This is a genomic window from Marininema halotolerans (genome assembly GCF_900116235.1).
GTDB lineage: Bacteria > Bacillota > Bacilli > Thermoactinomycetales > DSM-45169 > Marininema > Marininema halotolerans.
Genome location: NZ_FPAA01000002.1, coordinates 1 through 15,883, shown reverse-complemented (window position 1 = coordinate 15,883; position 15,883 = coordinate 1). Strand labels below are relative to the sequence as shown.

The following is a 15,883-nucleotide window of genomic DNA, read 5'->3' as shown; positions in this document are numbered from 1 at the left end:
TATGTTTTAAGCTGTCGATAATTTTTCGACAGCTTTTTTTTCAACATTGGAATCTAGCCACCTATTCTGGAAACTGTGTCCGCGGCACCTACGGGTCACGCTATACGGGGAAGACCAGAAGGAAGCCTTCACTGGCGTAGACAAGCCTGGCTCCCCCATGTACAACCCCTATCGCTATACCGCAAAGCGCTGGGATCCGGATGCAGAAAGCTACGACATGGGCTTCCGCAACTACGATCCAAGTATCGCCCGCTTTGACACCCGGGACGCCTATAGCGATGCTTCTCAGGATCTCGGTCTTGCGATGGACATGGCAACGGGTAGCCGTTATGCCTTTGCTGGGGGGAACCCGGTAAGCTATAGTGAGCTGGATGGGCATATTCCTGATCTTACGAGTCGAGGAGACCCTGATGCAGCGGCTACATGGGTCGCGGTAACCGGCACCTTTTATAATCCGAGAACAGGTCATGGCAGAAAAGCCCCCAAGAAAACGGTGAGAAGGGCCCGGAAGTCGTCGAGGGCGTATCAGGCACATTCACACCGAAGTAGATCCTCGAACAGTAAATCGAGTAGTTCCTCTAACAGTAAACCAAAACCGAAACCAAAACCCAAGGCACCTCGTGTGAGTCTTGATACCAAGGGATGGCTAGATTACATTGTAGGTCTAAATATCTTTAAGGTAGAAATAGCCTATGCAACGGAAGACACGTCTATTGGTGGAGGTGGAGGCCAGTCCATTGGTCCAGCTGGTCGAGTTGGTGCAGGTGGTGTGGGAAGTGGAGGCGGTGGTGGAGGACGAGTAGTAGGCAGATGGCGAGTAAAGAGTCCAGAAGTAGCAAGAACAAGGACTGGATATATAAGACTTGATAGATTTCCAAAGGCTAAAAATCATTCGGTTTGGAGTGAGAGAGTGTATAATCAACTACCTGCTCGCGGGCAAAAACCAAATTCATCTATGGATTGGATTGATAAACGCGGTAATCTAGATACAAGAAGATATTTTGATGAAAATGGTGATGCTATATTGGATATTGACTTTTCAAATCATGGCCATCCTAAATATCACCCAGTAGTACCACATGCTCATGATTGGGATTGGACGATAAAGGGTGACCCAAGAAGTGGCTGGAGAATACCTTAGGAGGTTAGACTGTAATGGACGATAGATATAGAGGCCGAAAAAGAGGCGAAAAATATAGCTTTGATCTGTTTTTGACCCATTTGCAAATGGGTCATGAAATAGAGTTCTCATATAAAGGTGAGCAGTATGCTGCTTGTAAAACCAGAATTGATGAAGAAAAAGGTCGGTACGTACTATACCGTTTTTACGATGACTCCTCGGTCCAACATTTTGAGAGTGTAGAATTTCTGCGTGAAAATGCTGTTATAAATGGCGAAAAACTGAAAGATTTATGGGAAATAGTGGAAGTGGACAAAATATTCTAGTCATAATTGCATAAGAGTATGTAAATTCCCTGGAAATCTAAATGTTCTGGAGTGTGTAAAAGGATATAGGTTTATTGAACAATAAGATCCAGTTAGAAAATCAACCGGGAAAAGTGCGGAAAAAGACCGAAAAAAAATAAGGTCAAAAGGATATACTATATAATGAGCAGGTTTTCAAAGAGGTATTGAGAGCATTCGGGTTGCTCCGGATGCTCTTTTTTGTTGAGGGGGGCCTCCAATGTAAAAGATCACATCATCCATAGTAAAAAGAAAATATTCCATGAAAAGGCGTTTAACCAACGTCTTTTTTTATGTGAAAGGGAGAGATGCCGTGAAGAAAATAGGAAAAAGAAACACGACAATATTTGCCGCATTCACCGCAGTTGAGAGAAAGATAGTACCTTGGTTAATTTGGAAACAAATAGAATAAAATGCGAGATTGAGACCATAGAACTGAGGCGATTGATTCTACAGTGGTTGGAGATAAAGGAGAGAATTCAACAGATTGTACAGAAATACAACTCCTAATCAGTAAGGAAGAAGGATATGGTTTGTCATTTGTAAAGGAGGGCAACACGAGTAAACCATTTGCAATTAAGTGAATGGATCATCATCGGTTAAATCTTCAATAGCATAGATCAATTTTCCCCTTGAACGCTTCTTATAAAAAAAGTACGGAGAAAATGGCTTAGTTTCTCCGCACTTGCTGAAGCCCTTCTCCACACAGGATGGAGAGGGGGTCTTTTTTGACTTACATGATCAAGGTATTCAATAGAAGTCCGGCTGCAAGAAGAATGCCAAACAAGGAATTTAATTGTGCGGTAGCTCCCATTGCTGGCATCATTTCTACATTGGTACGTTGTCCGGCGAAGCCTCGCACCGCCTCCACTGCTTTGGTGACGCTCAGTAAAACGAGCAGCAGAGTGGGGGGGAACATGCCAAGAATGATCAGGACAAGAACCCATAAATAAGCCAGGATAAACATGCCTGCGAGGAAACGTACCGCTCCCTCGTGTCCAAGAAGAATCGCTAACGTTTTACGACCGTTCTTCTCGTCCCCTTCACGGTCACGAATGTTGTTGGCCATGAGGATGGCACCCACAAGGATCGAAGTGGGGCCAGAGATGAGGAGACTTGAAGTGGTGATGGTATCGGTTTGAATAAAAAAGGCAATTTGGATAATGATGAGCCCCATAAAAAGTCCAGCAACGATCTCTCCGAAGGGGGTATAGGCGATGGGCCAGGGCCCCCCTGTATAAAAGTAACCTGCGGCGATGCATAGGGTACCCATCGCCGCAAGCCACCAACTGGTGGACATACAGATATATACCCCGAGTAAAACGGCTAACACACAACAACTAATTGCGATATTCATTACGGTCCGGGGGGAAACGCCATATCGGACAATTGTTCCCCCAATCCCCACGGAATCCTTGTTATCGAGTCCGCGCTTGTAATCATAGTACTCATTAAACATATTGGTTGCGGATTGAATCAAGATGGAAGCGAGTAACATGGCGATAAAAAGGGGAAGGTGAATGGGCGTACTTGGAAGGGCAAGGGCCGTTCCGATTAGTACTGGGATAAAGGAAGCCGTTAAGGTATGTGGACGGAGCAATTGCCACCACACTCGCCACCCGACGGGTTGATTTTGTTTCGTATGGGATCGTTGGTTCAAATCGATCGCTCCTTTTCAATCTTCAACAGGAAGAGTAAGTTCGTCTGGACGAAGACCATTATACCGTTCTCCACTTCTTCTGGGAACTGTGTGCAATGACGCATGAATTGAAATCATGCGCTTGTTTGAGACAAGGGGGCTTTGTAGAAATGGCTCTTCCTTTCCTGTATACTGAACGTGGCTTCACTTGGATAAGAAAAAATAGGGAATAGGTAGCGGATTCGATAGGGTCTATTTCCTTAACGTTAATACACGTGAATTTTGAAGCGGTAACCAAAAGACAACAGGAATCGTGTTCATATGGGAATGAGTTCCCTTTTTGCAAGGCTGTGCGGGTTATGTACATAAATTGTCAAAGAGACGAAAGGGAAAAAAGTTCCCTTACGATCAGTGTTGGGAGATGGAGATCGTTGCAAGACTATCCGGCAGATTTGACTGGCTATACAGGTGCTTTTGTAGATGAATTAGTAGAGAGTGGCATCTTTGAAGTCGTTGTAAGCCCAGGTTCCCGTTCGACCCCATTGGCGATGGTGATGGCAGCTCATCCGAATCTCCAGGTAAGAATTCATGTGGATGAGCGATCCGCTGGTTTTTTTGCTTTAGGGATTGCCAAGGCATCAAGAAAACCGGTTGCTTTGTTATGCACTTCAGGGACAGCTGCTGCAAACTACTACCCTGCAGTAGTAGAGGCGAAGTTGGCACGTGTTCCCTTAGTGGTGATAACATCGGATCGCCCCCATGAGCTTCGAGATGTAGGGGCCCCGCAAGCCATTGATCAAATTGGCATGTTCGGCTCCCATGTAAAATGGTTTGCAGAAACGGCTTTACCTGAGGCTTCTCACACCATGCTTCGATATGTGCGAACCATGGCTGCTCGTGCAGCGGAGACCGCATCGGTAGGTCCAGCAGGACCTGTCCATCTAAATTTCCCTTTTCGGGAGCCTCTAGTTCCCGATGTGGATTCCCCGACGTTATTTTGTGGGGGAAAAAGGCCACTTGACGAAACCCGGTTTGTACAGATGAGTACGGGACAACGTGTGTTACCTGCGGCTCATTTGGATAAGCTCGCCGAAGAATTGGCGGGGATGGAGAGGGGTTTGATTATTTGTGGTCCACAGGAGCATCGCTCCCTAGGAAAAGCGCTAGATCGGTTAGCTACGAGCCTCTGCTGGCCGATTGTGGCGGATCCCTTATCGCAATTACGCCGGGGGGACCACAATCATCAATGGGTTGTGGATAGTTATGATGCGTTCTTACGTCATCCACTAGTGAAGGAACGGGCGATCCCCGAAGTGGTGATTCGATTTGGTGCAATGCCTATCTCAAAGGCACTCATGTTGTTCGTGAGGCAGTTTCCCAATTGCCGGCAACTGATTGTGGATCCGGATGGTGGTTGGCGAGAACCTACCTTAATGGCAACGGATATGATCCATAGCGATCCCGAACACTTTGCCAATGAAGTGGCGAAAAGGGTTGAGATCCACTCCCCAAAACGAGAGGGAACATGGAGTTCCACTTGGTTGGAATTAGATCAGAGAACCCGGGAGGAGATGATGGCGGGGTCTCTTCAAGTGGAAGGGCTCTTTGAAGGGAGAGTCTTTACCGAATTAGGAAAAGCATTGCCGACAGGTAGTCTGTTGTTTACCGGGAATAGTATGCCTGTAAGGGATATGGATAGCTTTTTTACAAAAGCGGGGGCTCAGGTGCGAACGATGGCGAATCGGGGTGCCAATGGAATCGATGGGGTGACTTCGACGGCATTGGGAGCTGCTCTAATTGAAGCACCTGTGGTACTCGTTGTTGGAGATCTTTCCTTTTACCATGATTTAAATGGCCTCGTGGCAGCGAAACTTCATGGGATTGACATCACCGTGATTGTAATCAATAACGATGGGGGTGGAATTTTTTCTTTCTTACCCCAAGCCCAACAGGCAGAGAAAACGACCTTTGAGACGCTTTTTGGCACGCCTTTGGGACTTGATTATGAACCGGTGGTCAGGATGTATGGTGGAGACTTTACTCGCATTACGAATTGGGAGGACTTTCACACTTCCTTGCAACAGAGTGTAGGGCATAAAGGATTGCATGTGATGGAAATCCCAACGGATCGTTCCACCAATGTCGCTGCCCACCGCACTTTATGGGAACGTGTCCAGCAATCTTTACATGAATGGTTGGACGAGGTGAGCTTTTAAATGGAGATGAACATCCACGGCCTACGTTATCGCGTACAGGTCAAGGGGAGAGGGACAGCGATTCTCTTGCTCCATGGATTTACAGGTAGCGGAGACAATTGGGATTCCCTGGTTCCTTATTTTACCCCCCATTTTCGTACGATCCAGGTGGATTTACTGGGACATGGTAGGACGGAATCCCCGGGGGATTCCAAGCGGTACACAGTGGAACATGCAGTAGCGGATCTTGCAGCCATATTGGATGAGCTAGGGGAAGAACGGGTTCACCTCCTTGGGTATTCCATGGGTGGGAGATTAGCGTTATCCTTTGCGATGATCAATCCTGATCGCGTCGGGCGTTTGATCTTGGAGAGTAGCTCACCAGGCTTGAAGACGAAGGAAGAACGAAATGAGCGGATAGCACGGGATCAAGCCCTTGCCGATCAGATTGAGACTGAGGGAATGGCTCCTTTTGTTGAAAGATGGGAAAACCTTCCGCTCTTTGCGAGCCAACAGCGTCTCCCTGAAAAAATAAGAGAAGCCATTCATAACCAACGCCTAGAAAATGATCCCAAGGGGCTGGCGAATAGCCTGCGAGGAATGGGGACCGGAAAGCAACCTTCCTGGTGGGAAAGCCTCCCGCAATTCAATATCCCCATCATGCTCCTTGTAGGAGAGCTTGATACAAAGTTTCAAGGGATTGCAAGGGAAATGATGAAATGGCTTCCGAAGGGGCGGATGGAAACAATTCCTGGGGCAGGTCATACGATTCATGTGGAAGAACCGCAACACTTTGGTACAATAGTGATGGACTTCCTCCAGGAGGAGGTTTGATATACTAGGTGAATAAGCAGTTCATCCACGGCTGCCTATCTGATTTGAATGAGATCGATTCAACTCAGATAAGTCGTATCATTCTTCGCAAAAGCACAGGGAATGACTACGTGGGTGACTGACAATTTGTATCGCTGGGTGTTGATCGCACTGGCGTCTCAATGGAGGGAAAGAGAATGGCTGTAGAATGGAAAGCAGTACGCCAATATGAAGACATTTTGTATGAACATTATAACGGCATCGCCAAAATCACCATTAATCGACCGGAAGTACATAATGCCTTCCGTCCACAAACCGTTATGGAATTGATCGATGCATTTTCACGTGCACGGGATGATTCTGAGGTTGGCGTAATTATCCTAGCAGGTGCAGGTGGAAGAGCATTCTGTTCAGGTGGAGACCAATCGGTACGCGGTCATGGTGGATATGTTGGGGACGATCAGATTCCTCGCCTCAACGTACTCGATTTACAACGGTTGATTCGTGTGACGCCAAAACCAGTCATTGCTATGGTTGCAGGTTATGCAATTGGTGGGGGGCATGTATTGCATGTCGTATGCGACCTGACGATTGCAGCCGATAATGCCATTTTCGGTCAAACAGGTCCCAAAGTGGGTAGTTTTGATGCGGGATATGGTGCAGGTTATCTGGCGCGTATTGTTGGACATAAAAAAGCCCGGGAAATTTGGTATCTCTGCCGTCAGTATAACGCGCAAGAAGCGGAAGAGATGGGCTTGGTCAACACAGTGGTGCCTTTGGAACAGTTGGAGGAGGTCACCCTGCAATGGTGTGAAGAAATCCTTTCTAAATCCTCCACAGCTCTTCGTTTCTTAAAGGCTTCCTTTAACGCGGATACGGATGGTTTGGCAGGTCTTCAACAATTGGGTGGAGATGCTACTTTACTCTACTACACCACCGATGAAGCAAAAGAAGGTCGTGACGCCTTTAAGGAAAAACGGTCACCGGAATTTGATAAATTTCCTCGTTTTCCTTAAACAACAAACAAGAAAACCCCTGCGAGGGGGTTTTCTTGTTTTACCTATCAAGTTTCTACCGAAGTTAGTTTTAGGCCAATAATGCTGAGGATGATCAAGGAAAGAAAGAGAATCCGTAATCCATCGCGAGGTTCCCCGAATGCAATCATCCCCACAATAATGGTTCCGATCGCACCAATGCCTGTCCAAATGGCATAGGCAGTACCAATGGGAAGGGTTTTTAATGCAAGGGAAAGTAGATTGAAACTGATGATCATCGCTATAATCGTAAGTACACTTGGTAGTGGTTTTGTAAATCCATGGGTGTATTTTAGGCCAATGGCCCAGGCCACTTCAAATAGGCCAGCAATGATGAGATATGTCCATGCCATCTGGATAACCATCCTTTTTGGTATCGAATGTCCTACCCAGTATAGCTGATTGCGTGAGCTCATGAAATATCCTGCCGGATGTTGGCTACGATAGGGTTTTTTTCTTTTCCACGATATAATAAAAAAAAACGGATGAAGAAAGGGGCGATTAGTCGATGCAATCTAACCAGATGAAAATGCCCCTGTGGCTAGATAAACGAGCATTTCTAACTCCCGAGCGCATGGCACTGGAAGAGAACGGTGAAAAGTGGACATGGGCTCATTTGCAAAGGGGTGCTCAAGAGCTGGCTCGCCGCCTTAGAAGTGCGGGGGTTCTTGAAGGTGATCGCGTGGCCCTTCTGATGGAGAATCGTTTACAGACCGTCGCAATGATTCATGCACTATCCTATCTGGGCGCTGTATTCGTGCCCTTAAATCATCGCTTAGCCCCCCCTGAAATTGCTTGGCAGTTAGCTGATTCTGAAGCGAAGCTGTTTCTATTTGATGGGAGCTATCAGGAGAAGGTAGAAGGAATCGAAATAACGGGCACTATGGTGGTGGAATGGAGTCAGTTAAAGGACTATCCTGCATCCGAAGGTTCCCTTAAAACACATATCCAACTGCATGAGCACCACACGATTATGTACACCTCTGGAACGACAGGGCGTCCCAAAGGGGTGATCCTTACCTATGGAAATCACTGGTGGAGCGCGACCGCTTCGATGCTGAATTTGGGGTTGCATGCAGAGGATCGATGGTTAGTGTGTACTCCGATGTTTCATATGAGTGGCCTTTCCATCCTCATCCGTGGGGTGATCTATGGCATGACTTCGGTGATTCATCAGCGCTTTGAGCCTCAAAAGGTTATTCACTCCATCCATCATGACAAAATCAGTATGGTCTCTGTGGTGAGTGCGATGGTATCCCAAATGATCAGCGATCCATCCTTTCAGGGGGTTCCTGATCATTTTCGATGTATGTTGCTAGGAGGGGGACCGGCTCCTCGCCCCTTGTTGGAGAAATGCAGAGAGCGATCGATCCCTGTTTTTCAAACTTATGGGATGACCGAGACAGCCTCGCAGATTGTGACACTTTCACCAGAGGATAGTTTGCGAAAGCTGGGATCTGCAGGAAAAGCTCTTTTTCCCGCTGAATTACGGGTTGTTGATGGTACGAGGGAAGTGGAACCGGGGGAAGAAGGAGAGATCATTGTACGTGGACCCAATGTGACGGAAGGGTACTGGAAGAGAAGCGATGCGACGGAGGAAGCGATTCAGAATGGTTGGCTTCGTACGGGAGATATTGGGCGCATCGATGAAGAGGGTTATCTCTATGTATTGGATCGGCGTAGTGACCTAATCATTTCGGGGGGAGAAAATGTTTATCCGGCTGAAATTGAAGCGGCACTGCTGTCACACAGTGCAGTAGCAGATGCGGGGGTAACGGGTTACCCCGACGAACGGTGGGGAGCCGTTGCAATAGGCTTTGTGTGCCTTCAAAAAGGTCAAGTCGTATCGGAAGAGGAGCTCATGAATCATTGTAAAGGTCGATTAGCCCCTTATAAAATCCCTCGACAAATTTATCAGGTGGAGGAATTACCTCGGAATGCGGCTAATAAGTTGATGCGTAGACAACTCATCCAACTCCTTTCGGATTCAACGGATGAGGGGGGAAGTATGGAATGAACATTCAAGCAATCACGTTTCATCACCTTGGGATGCGCCTTACCACTCCCTTTGTAAACAGCCTGACCACCATTCAGGATCGTGAAGTCATCCTCATCGAGATGATCGATGAGGAAGGTGTTACGGGTTGGGGAGAGTGTGTTGCATTTTCTTCACCCTGGTATACCGAAGAGACTTGTGGTACAGCCTGGCATGTAATGGGGGAGTTTTTAGCCCCTCGATTGTTGAAAGAGTCAATCTATCACCCTGAAGAGGTCAATGAACGTTTTTCTATGGTTCGGCGAAATCCAATGGCGAAGGCTGCATTAGAAGGGGCGGTCTGGGATCTCTGGGCGAAAAGAGAAGGGAAGTCGCTCTCGGTCGCGTTAGGTGGTGTAAAGGAGGCTGTGGCGGCAGGTGTGGCTGTCGGTGCACAGGAATCCATCCCTCATATGATTGAGGCAGTACGAGAGCGAGTTGAGCAAGGGTACCCACGTGTGAAAGTGAAAATTAAGCCAGGGGCCGATGTGGAAGTGCTAGAGCCCCTTAGAAATGCATTTCCCGATCTCTCTTTGATGGCCGATGCGAACGCTGCTTACACGCTTCGAGACATCGAGCGCTTGAAAGCGTTGGATGAATTTCAATTGCTGATGATTGAACAACCCCTAGCAGTGGATGACATTATCGATCATGCCAAACTGCAGGAGAAGATACGTACCCCCATCTGCTTGGATGAGAGTATTACCTCGTTTGAGGATGCGCGTCAGGCCCTTGAATTGGGTAGTTGTCAAGTGATCAATGTGAAATTAGGGCGGGTCGGTGGCATTGTTGAAGCGCTGCACATTCATGAATTAGCTGTACAGAAAAAAATTCCGCTGTGGTGTGGTGGCATGCTAGAGACAGGCGTTTCCCGTTCACAACACATTGCATTAGCCTCCTTACCTGGTTTTACATTGCCTGGGGATCTCTCTGCCTCATCCCGTTATTGGAAACGCGATGTGATTACTCCGCCAACGGTGGTGAAGAATGGACAGATCCATGTACCCACCGAACCCGGTATAGGGGTAGCCATTGATCGTGATCAATTGCAAGCGGTGCGGATCAAAAGTCAAACCGTTGTCGCTGGTTAACAGTGGATGCATCACCTGGGAGCATCATCCATCGTTACGAGAACATAGAGAGAAATATGAAAGAGGGTCATACCATGATGAGGCGGATCATATGGATTTCTCTGTTGGCTTTTGGAGCAGGTCTTGCCGTTCAATTAATCTTTTGTGGTCTCTATGTTTCTTCAATCATTAATGATGTGAAGCTACTCGATTGGTTACTGATTACGTGTTATGTGGTATCGGAGCGGTTATTGTTGGGGACTCTCTTGTTTTTTATGGTGGCGGTGCCGGTTGGTAGTATCCTTTTGCAGTGGTTAAAGCAAAAGGAGCCTCTGATCTATCCAGCGATCCCTCTTGGAATTGCGATCCTGATTACAGGCTTGATGGGGAAATGGACGGATGGATTTGACTGGCAACTATTGTTCTTTCTTATGTCTGCGACTTTTTTCTTTGGGGGGTTCTGGTGGAATCGAATCGAGGGAGAGCATATGACGAGTTAACAAGTGATCGTTAAAGTCGCAGTAATGGATCAATAGCATACCTGATAGAGAGTTGGAAGAGATGGGGGAATTTTATGCATTCAATTAGAAGCCTACATGCTCGTCCATATGATCCACAGAAAGATGAAGCGGTGGCAATGGATTTTCACCTTGAATTAATGCGAAATCATTATCAACTATGGGCAGAAATAACGGGCGAGGAGTATGATTCGGCTTACTGGGAACATACATTAACGGTTGAGAAGGCTGGCAAGCAATGGACGGAGGAATTAGCCGAGCGGCATGAGGATGAGAATACCTATATCCAAATGTATTCACTGACCTCATCGGATGAGCCCATTGGAATTCTTTATCTGGACATCAGGCGAGATCATTTAACCTTTCAAAATGCGGGTTATATCAATGAAATTTACCTTGCACCAGAGTATCAAGGTCAAGGTCTTTCTCGACAAATATTGCTGGATGGAGAGACGTGGTTCGCTAAAAAAGGAATCTCCTCACGGCAAGTCTTTGTGACTTCTAATAATCTAGCAGCTGTTCGTCTTTATGAAAGCATGGGTTACCGTGTTGCGGATTATCGCATGATAAAAACAGAAGGATAATGGACGGAACACCCATCGCAATGTCCATCATTGCGGTGGGTGTTTTTTAATTGAGAAAAAATTTATTGCGGCAGGGGTGAGGGGTTAAAAAAAAGAAAATGAGTATTTATCAATAATTTTAAAAATAACAAAAATAAGGAGGGCGTGAGATGAAGCGTTCAGTAAAATATCTTGCTATCCTGTTGCTCTGTTCTTTGGTGATTTCTGCCTGTGTAAATGGAGAAAAGGGGGCGGGTAGGAATTCATCCATTACCCTCAATGCGCAAACAGAACCACCCACCTTGGATCCTGCGCTGGCGACTGATACAACCTCAGGGTGGATTCTTGATTATCTTTTTGAAGGATTGTTTAAAAAAGATGCCAATGGTAATTTGGTGGAGGGATGCGCCAAGGCGGTTAAGGTATCCAAAGACAGGAAAAACTACACATTTATTTTGAAGAAAAATGCTCGGTGGTCCGATGGAAGTCCGCTCACTGCTCACGACTTTGAATATGCGTGGAAACGTGTGCTAAATCCCAAGACAGCCAGTCAGTTCGCCTTTTATCTCTATTATCTAAAGGGTGCAGAGGCCTATAACAAAGGGAAAGGAAAAGCAGAGGATGTGGGAGTACACGCCCTCGACGACCTTACGTTAAAGGTTTCGCTAAATGCCCCTGTCGCGTATTTCCCAGAGTTATTATCCTTTTGGATCACATACCCTGTAAAACAAGAGATTGTAGAAAAAAATCCGAAGAATTGGTGGGGAGGTACTCAATCACTGGTAAGTAATGGGGCCTACCAATTAACCCAGTGGAAACATGGGGATCACCTGATGGTGAAGAAAAACTCACTGTATGAGGGAATAAAGAAAATTCAAGTGGAACAAATTGAGTGGAAAATGGTAGGCGATGCAAAAACAGCCTATCAGATGTTTAAAACGAAAGAGCTTGATGTGGTAACCGATTTACCAGCGGATTTGTTAGAAAAAGAAAGGGGAAGTAAAGAGTTTCAAACAACGCCCTATTTTGGGACGTATATGTATCTGTTCAATGTAAAAAAGAAACCCTTCACCAATGATAAAATCCGGCGAGCTTTTAATTTGGCGATTCGGCGGCAATCGATTGTGGACCATGTATCCAGGGGCGGGCAAAAACCAGCAAGGGCCTTTGTACCTTATGGGTATAAAACTCCAGAGAATCGTGATTTTCGTGAGGCAGCACCCTCTTATCTAGATGAGGATATAACGAAAGCGAAGAATCTATTAAAAGAAGGCATGAAGGAAGAAGGATGGCGGGAGCTCCCTTCTGTAGAAATTGCCTATAATTCGGATGAGAATCACAAGGCAATCGCTGAAGCGATACAAGGCATGTTGAGAAAGAATTTGGGCGTAGAGGTTTCTTTGACCCATCAGGAGTGGAAAGTATATTTAACAACGGTTTCGCAGCAAGACTATCAGATGGCACGAATGGGATGGGTCGGAATCATCGTCGATCCGGTCATCTTTCTTGATTATTTCTTAGGGGACTCACCAAACAATCAGACCGGGTGGAGCAATAAAAAATATGATCGACTCCTTGCGAAGGCAAAACAGGAGAAAAATGAAAACCGTCGATTAAGCCTATTGCATCAAGCAGAAAAAATATTGATGAAAGACCTTCCTTATATACCGATATATTACTATTCGCAAAATAGTATGATTCAAAGAGATTGGAAACACATTGTTCTTCGTAGCAATCGATATCCAGATGTTCGCTGGGCCATAAGGAAACACTAAGGGTGTGATAGCACAGTATAAATCCATGAATAAAGATGATGCAGTATGAGGTGTGTGGGTTTCGTGGATAATATTTAAGAATGTGTTTTTTTGTTATCGGTAGATAATGGAATGAAATTATGGAGAAGGTCTGTTATAATCTCTTGGTGTACGTATTGTTCTAGTACCGAAATAAAACGTAACGAAGATGGGAGCGATGAATCTTGTCTAAGAACCGCCAAATCTATTTTGTACAACGTCCAAATGGGATGCCGGATGAAAATACCTTTGATCTACGTACATCCGAAATACCTGAGCCGGGTGCAGGAGAAGTGCTAGTACGTACCGTTTATCTCTCGGTGGATCCTTATATGCGTGGGAGAATGAGTGATCGAAAATCATATGTTGCGCCCTTTGCCCTCAATGAGGTTTTGAGTGGTGGCGTTGTGGGACAGGTGGAAGTTTCAAAGGATGATCGTTTTCAGGCAGGCGATCTTGTAACGGGTCTACTTGGATGGCAGGATTATTCGGTTGCAAAGGCGGATGAATTAAATAAAGTGGATCCTAACTTAGCGCCTCCCTCTGCCTACCTCGGTGCACTTGGTATGCCAGGACTCACTGCTTACTTTGGATTGCTTGATATTGGGCAACCAAAAGCAGGGGAAACGGTTGTCGTATCTGGTGCAGCGGGTGCAGTAGGTACCATTGTAGGCCAGATTGCAAAGATCAAAGGAGCGCGTGTAGTAGGGATCGCTGGTTCGGCGGAGAAGAACCGGTACCTAAAAGAAGAACTCGGTTTTGATGCCGTTATTAATTACAAGACCGAAGATGTACAAAAGGCATTAGAAAAAGCTTGTCCAAATGGTGTCGATGTCTACTTTGACAATGTGGGCGGCCCGATTTCAGATGCGGTTGCGACCTTGCTTAATAAATTTGCTCGCATCCCTCTCTGTGGTCAAATTTCGATGTATAACCTCAAGGAACCCGAACAAGGCCCAAGAATCCAAACGAGTCTTCTGATCAATAGTGCGCTAATGAAGGGCTTTATTGTGAGCGATTATCAATCTCGTTCGGCAGAAGGTACCAAGCAGTTAGGGGAATGGGTGTCCCAAGGAAAGATTGTTTACCAAGAAAATATTGTTGAAGGTCTTGAGAACACGCCTGAAGCATTTCTTGGTCTCTTCTCAGGGGAAAACCTGGGTAAACAGTTGGTGAAAGTATCGGATATTCAATAATAAGTTGGGTTAGTAAGAAAACCTCTGCTTGGAAGCAGAGGTTTTCTTGTGTACAATAATCAGGTTCAGTTCTGGATATTGAAGGGGGAACGTGCTTCGATGCTAAACAAGCTAGCGCATGTATGTATTGTTGTAAGAGACTATGATGAAGCGATCCAATGGTATACAGAGAAGTTAGGATTGGAACTACGAAGTGATCATCCTTTTGGAAATGGATACCGGTGGGTTACTCTAGGAGTCAATGGGGGTACTATGAAGCAGGATACGGAAATTGTTCTATATCAACCCGGTCCGAGGGAAGAAGATAGCCGAATGTCGCGTTTGGGACAGGTGTCGAAATGGGTGTTTGGGACGGATAACTGCCAGCGGGATGTGGAAGTGTTACGTTCACGGGGAGTCAACGTTGTCGACGGGCCCTCTGAGCTACCCTGGGGGATCCAAGCGATGTTTGAGGACCTTTATGGAAATACCTTTGTGATGGTGGAAACCAAAGAAATGAAGGGGTAAGCAAAAACTTTCCGAGAAATGGTCTCGGGAAGTTTTTTTAAGGTTGTTTACGACGGGTGCGATACCAGATGATAGATAGAATGCATACGATAGCGAGACCAATATAGACGATTTCTGAATAAATTGCGATGTATTCAACGATTTTAGTCCAAGATTTACCCAACATCGCTCCTGTTCCTACCAACATGATATTCCATAGCGCTGTTCCCAAGATCGTGAGGAATAAAAATAACGAAAAATTCATGTTGGACATTCCTGCTGGGATGGAGATCATGCTTCTCACAAGGGGGATCATTCGCCCGAAAAATACGGTCCATTTTCCATAACGATCAAACCAAGCATCAGCGCGATGAATATCTTTTTTTTGTAAGCGAAGGACCGATCCCCAGCGATCCACGAGCTTTTCAAGTCGTGTTACATCCAGAAGTAGACCCAACCCATAGAGGATGATCGCACCGATAACCGATCCAGATGTAGAGGTTACCACGACTCCAGTGAGCGTCAAATCGCTATGTGTGGTCATAAATCCTCCGAAGGGGAGAACCAGTTCGGAAGGGATTGGTGGAAAGATATTTTCAAGCACCATAATCACAAAAATACCCAGATAGCCGTATTGTTCAATGAAACTGGTGATCCACTGTTCCATGAAACACCCCTCCTGGTACGTAAACAATCAAGTTGTTTCCATCATATTATTAGATTTCGTAGAACATGTCCGTGGCAATTCTGTAAATAAACAGGGAGCATTCCTCTCACAAAAGAGAAGGAATGCTCCCTGTTTATCTTATTTGCGCCGAGAATACTCCCACCTCAACGAAGTAGGTGGGGGATGAATCGGCGTGACAGACTTGAGAGGGGTGTTTTTTCCCCCTCGCAAGTCTGTCCATCCCCGTATATAATTAAGTGCAAGGGGGTGAACTTTTGCACAAAGCGTTTCAATTTCGGTTATATCCAACCAAGGAACAAACGATTCTTATTAACAAATCCATTGGATGTAGTCGTTTCACGTTTAACCACTTTCTAGCGAAATGGAACGAAACCTACGATCAAACGGGC

The 15,883-nt window shown here is 46.0% G+C and carries 16 protein-coding genes; 13 read left to right on the top strand and 3 right to left on the bottom strand.

Going from position 1 to position 15,883, the window contains the following annotated elements:
- The first annotated feature begins 46 nt into the window (after positions 1 to 46).
- Positions 47 to 1,141 (top strand): RHS repeat-associated core domain-containing protein, encoded by a 1,095-nt coding sequence (locus tag CHX35_RS02675; RefSeq protein WP_140413529.1) that lies wholly within the window; start codon positions 47 to 49, stop codon positions 1,139 to 1,141.
- A gap of 14 nt (positions 1,142 to 1,155) precedes the next feature.
- Positions 1,156 to 1,446 (top strand): hypothetical protein, encoded by a 291-nt coding sequence (locus tag CHX35_RS02670; RefSeq protein WP_091833527.1) that lies wholly within the window; start codon positions 1,156 to 1,158, stop codon positions 1,444 to 1,446.
- A gap of 751 nt (positions 1,447 to 2,197) precedes the next feature.
- Here the strand turns inward: CHX35_RS02670 and CHX35_RS02665 are convergent.
- Positions 2,198 to 3,124: a 1,4-dihydroxy-2-naphthoate polyprenyltransferase gene (locus tag CHX35_RS02665; protein ID WP_245838594.1), complete on the bottom strand. Its 927-nt coding sequence runs from the start codon at positions 3,122 to 3,124 to the stop codon at positions 2,198 to 2,200.
- A gap of 410 nt (positions 3,125 to 3,534) precedes the next feature.
- Here CHX35_RS02665 and menD point away from each other — a divergent pair, with 410 nt between their 5' ends.
- The 3 genes from menD (at position 3,535) to menB (ending at position 7,127) form a co-directional block, all read left to right on the top strand.
- A complete protein-coding gene (gene menD, locus CHX35_RS02660; protein WP_245838592.1) occupies positions 3,535 to 5,319 on the top strand; it encodes a 2-succinyl-5-enolpyruvyl-6-hydroxy-3-cyclohexene-1-carboxylic-acid synthase in 1,785 nt (594 codons plus the stop codon).
- Positions 5,320 to 6,132: a 2-succinyl-6-hydroxy-2,4-cyclohexadiene-1-carboxylate synthase gene (menH, locus tag CHX35_RS02655; protein ID WP_091833519.1), complete on the top strand. Its 813-nt coding sequence runs from the start codon at positions 5,320 to 5,322 to the stop codon at positions 6,130 to 6,132.
- Positions 6,133 to 6,308: 176 nt separating this feature from the next.
- Entirely contained in the window at positions 6,309 to 7,127 is an 819-nt protein-coding gene (gene menB, locus CHX35_RS02650) for a 1,4-dihydroxy-2-naphthoyl-CoA synthase (protein WP_091833516.1), read from the top strand.
- Between the two features lie 47 nt (positions 7,128 to 7,174).
- On the opposite strand, the gene sugE is transcribed toward menB, so the two are convergent.
- Entirely contained in the window at positions 7,175 to 7,498 is a 324-nt protein-coding gene (gene sugE / locus CHX35_RS02645) for a quaternary ammonium compound efflux SMR transporter SugE (protein WP_091833513.1), read from the bottom strand.
- A gap of 155 nt (positions 7,499 to 7,653) precedes the next feature.
- Here sugE and CHX35_RS02640 point away from each other — a divergent pair, with 155 nt between their 5' ends.
- The 7 genes from CHX35_RS02640 (at position 7,654) to CHX35_RS02610 (ending at position 14,827) form a co-directional block, all read left to right on the top strand.
- The gene (locus CHX35_RS02640; protein WP_245838591.1) at positions 7,654 to 9,162 is read left to right on the top strand and encodes an o-succinylbenzoate--CoA ligase; all 1,509 of its coding nucleotides are present in this window, start codon (positions 7,654 to 7,656) and stop codon (positions 9,160 to 9,162) included.
- Positions 9,159 to 10,271, top strand: a complete 1,113-nt coding sequence (gene menC / locus CHX35_RS02635; RefSeq protein WP_091833510.1) for an o-succinylbenzoate synthase — start codon at positions 9,159 to 9,161, stop codon at positions 10,269 to 10,271. The genes CHX35_RS02640 and menC overlap by 4 nt, the downstream gene beginning before the upstream one ends.
- A 74-nt stretch (positions 10,272 to 10,345) precedes the next feature.
- The gene (locus CHX35_RS02630; RefSeq protein ID WP_091833507.1) at positions 10,346 to 10,750 is read left to right on the top strand and encodes a hypothetical protein; all 405 of its coding nucleotides are present in this window, start codon (positions 10,346 to 10,348) and stop codon (positions 10,748 to 10,750) included.
- 74 nt (positions 10,751 to 10,824) lie between these two features.
- Positions 10,825 to 11,352: a GNAT family N-acetyltransferase gene (locus CHX35_RS02625; protein WP_091833504.1), complete on the top strand. Its 528-nt coding sequence runs from the start codon at positions 10,825 to 10,827 to the stop codon at positions 11,350 to 11,352.
- A 149-nt stretch (positions 11,353 to 11,501) separates the two neighbouring features.
- Positions 11,502 to 13,106 carry a peptide ABC transporter substrate-binding protein gene (locus CHX35_RS02620; protein ID WP_091833501.1) on the top strand — a complete coding sequence of 535 codons (1,605 nt, stop codon included), beginning with the start codon at positions 11,502 to 11,504 and terminating at the stop codon, positions 13,104 to 13,106.
- A gap of 203 nt (positions 13,107 to 13,309) precedes the next feature.
- A complete protein-coding gene (locus tag CHX35_RS02615; protein WP_091833498.1) occupies positions 13,310 to 14,320 on the top strand; it encodes an NADP-dependent oxidoreductase in 1,011 nt (336 codons plus the stop codon).
- A 99-nt stretch (positions 14,321 to 14,419) separates the two neighbouring features.
- A complete protein-coding gene (locus CHX35_RS02610; RefSeq protein WP_091833496.1) occupies positions 14,420 to 14,827 on the top strand; it encodes a VOC family protein in 408 nt (135 codons plus the stop codon).
- A gap of 37 nt (positions 14,828 to 14,864) precedes the next feature.
- Here CHX35_RS02610 and CHX35_RS02605 read toward each other — a convergent pair whose 3' ends face one another.
- Complete coding sequence (locus CHX35_RS02605; protein WP_091833493.1) at positions 14,865 to 15,473, bottom strand: DedA family protein; 609 nt, start codon at positions 15,471 to 15,473, stop codon at positions 14,865 to 14,867.
- Between the two features lie 275 nt (positions 15,474 to 15,748).
- Here CHX35_RS02605 and CHX35_RS02600 point away from each other — a divergent pair.
- The coding region (locus CHX35_RS02600; protein ID WP_176391837.1) for a helix-turn-helix domain-containing protein at positions 15,749 to 15,883 on the top strand (135 nt) is incomplete at its 3' end.

Coding starts and splice junctions, on each gene's coding strand:
- CHX35_RS02670 (WP_091833527.1), top strand. CDS start 1,156: ATGGACGATAGATATAGAGGCCGAAAAAGAGGCGAAAAATATAGCTTT.
- menH (WP_091833519.1), top strand. CDS start 5,320: ATGGAGATGAACATCCACGGCCTACGTTATCGCGTACAGGTCAAGGGG.
- menB (WP_091833516.1), top strand. CDS start 6,309: ATGGCTGTAGAATGGAAAGCAGTACGCCAATATGAAGACATTTTGTAT.
- sugE (WP_091833513.1), bottom strand. CDS start 7,498: ATGGCATGGACATATCTCATCATTGCTGGCCTATTTGAAGTGGCCTGG.
- CHX35_RS02640 (WP_245838591.1), top strand. CDS start 7,654: ATGCAATCTAACCAGATGAAAATGCCCCTGTGGCTAGATAAACGAGCA.
- menC (WP_091833510.1), top strand. CDS start 9,159: ATGAACATTCAAGCAATCACGTTTCATCACCTTGGGATGCGCCTTACC.
- CHX35_RS02630 (WP_091833507.1), top strand. CDS start 10,346: ATGATGAGGCGGATCATATGGATTTCTCTGTTGGCTTTTGGAGCAGGT.
- CHX35_RS02625 (WP_091833504.1), top strand. CDS start 10,825: ATGCATTCAATTAGAAGCCTACATGCTCGTCCATATGATCCACAGAAA.
- CHX35_RS02620 (WP_091833501.1), top strand. CDS start 11,502: ATGAAGCGTTCAGTAAAATATCTTGCTATCCTGTTGCTCTGTTCTTTG.
- CHX35_RS02610 (WP_091833496.1), top strand. CDS start 14,420: ATGCTAAACAAGCTAGCGCATGTATGTATTGTTGTAAGAGACTATGAT.
- CHX35_RS02605 (WP_091833493.1), bottom strand. CDS start 15,473: ATGGAACAGTGGATCACCAGTTTCATTGAACAATACGGCTATCTGGGT.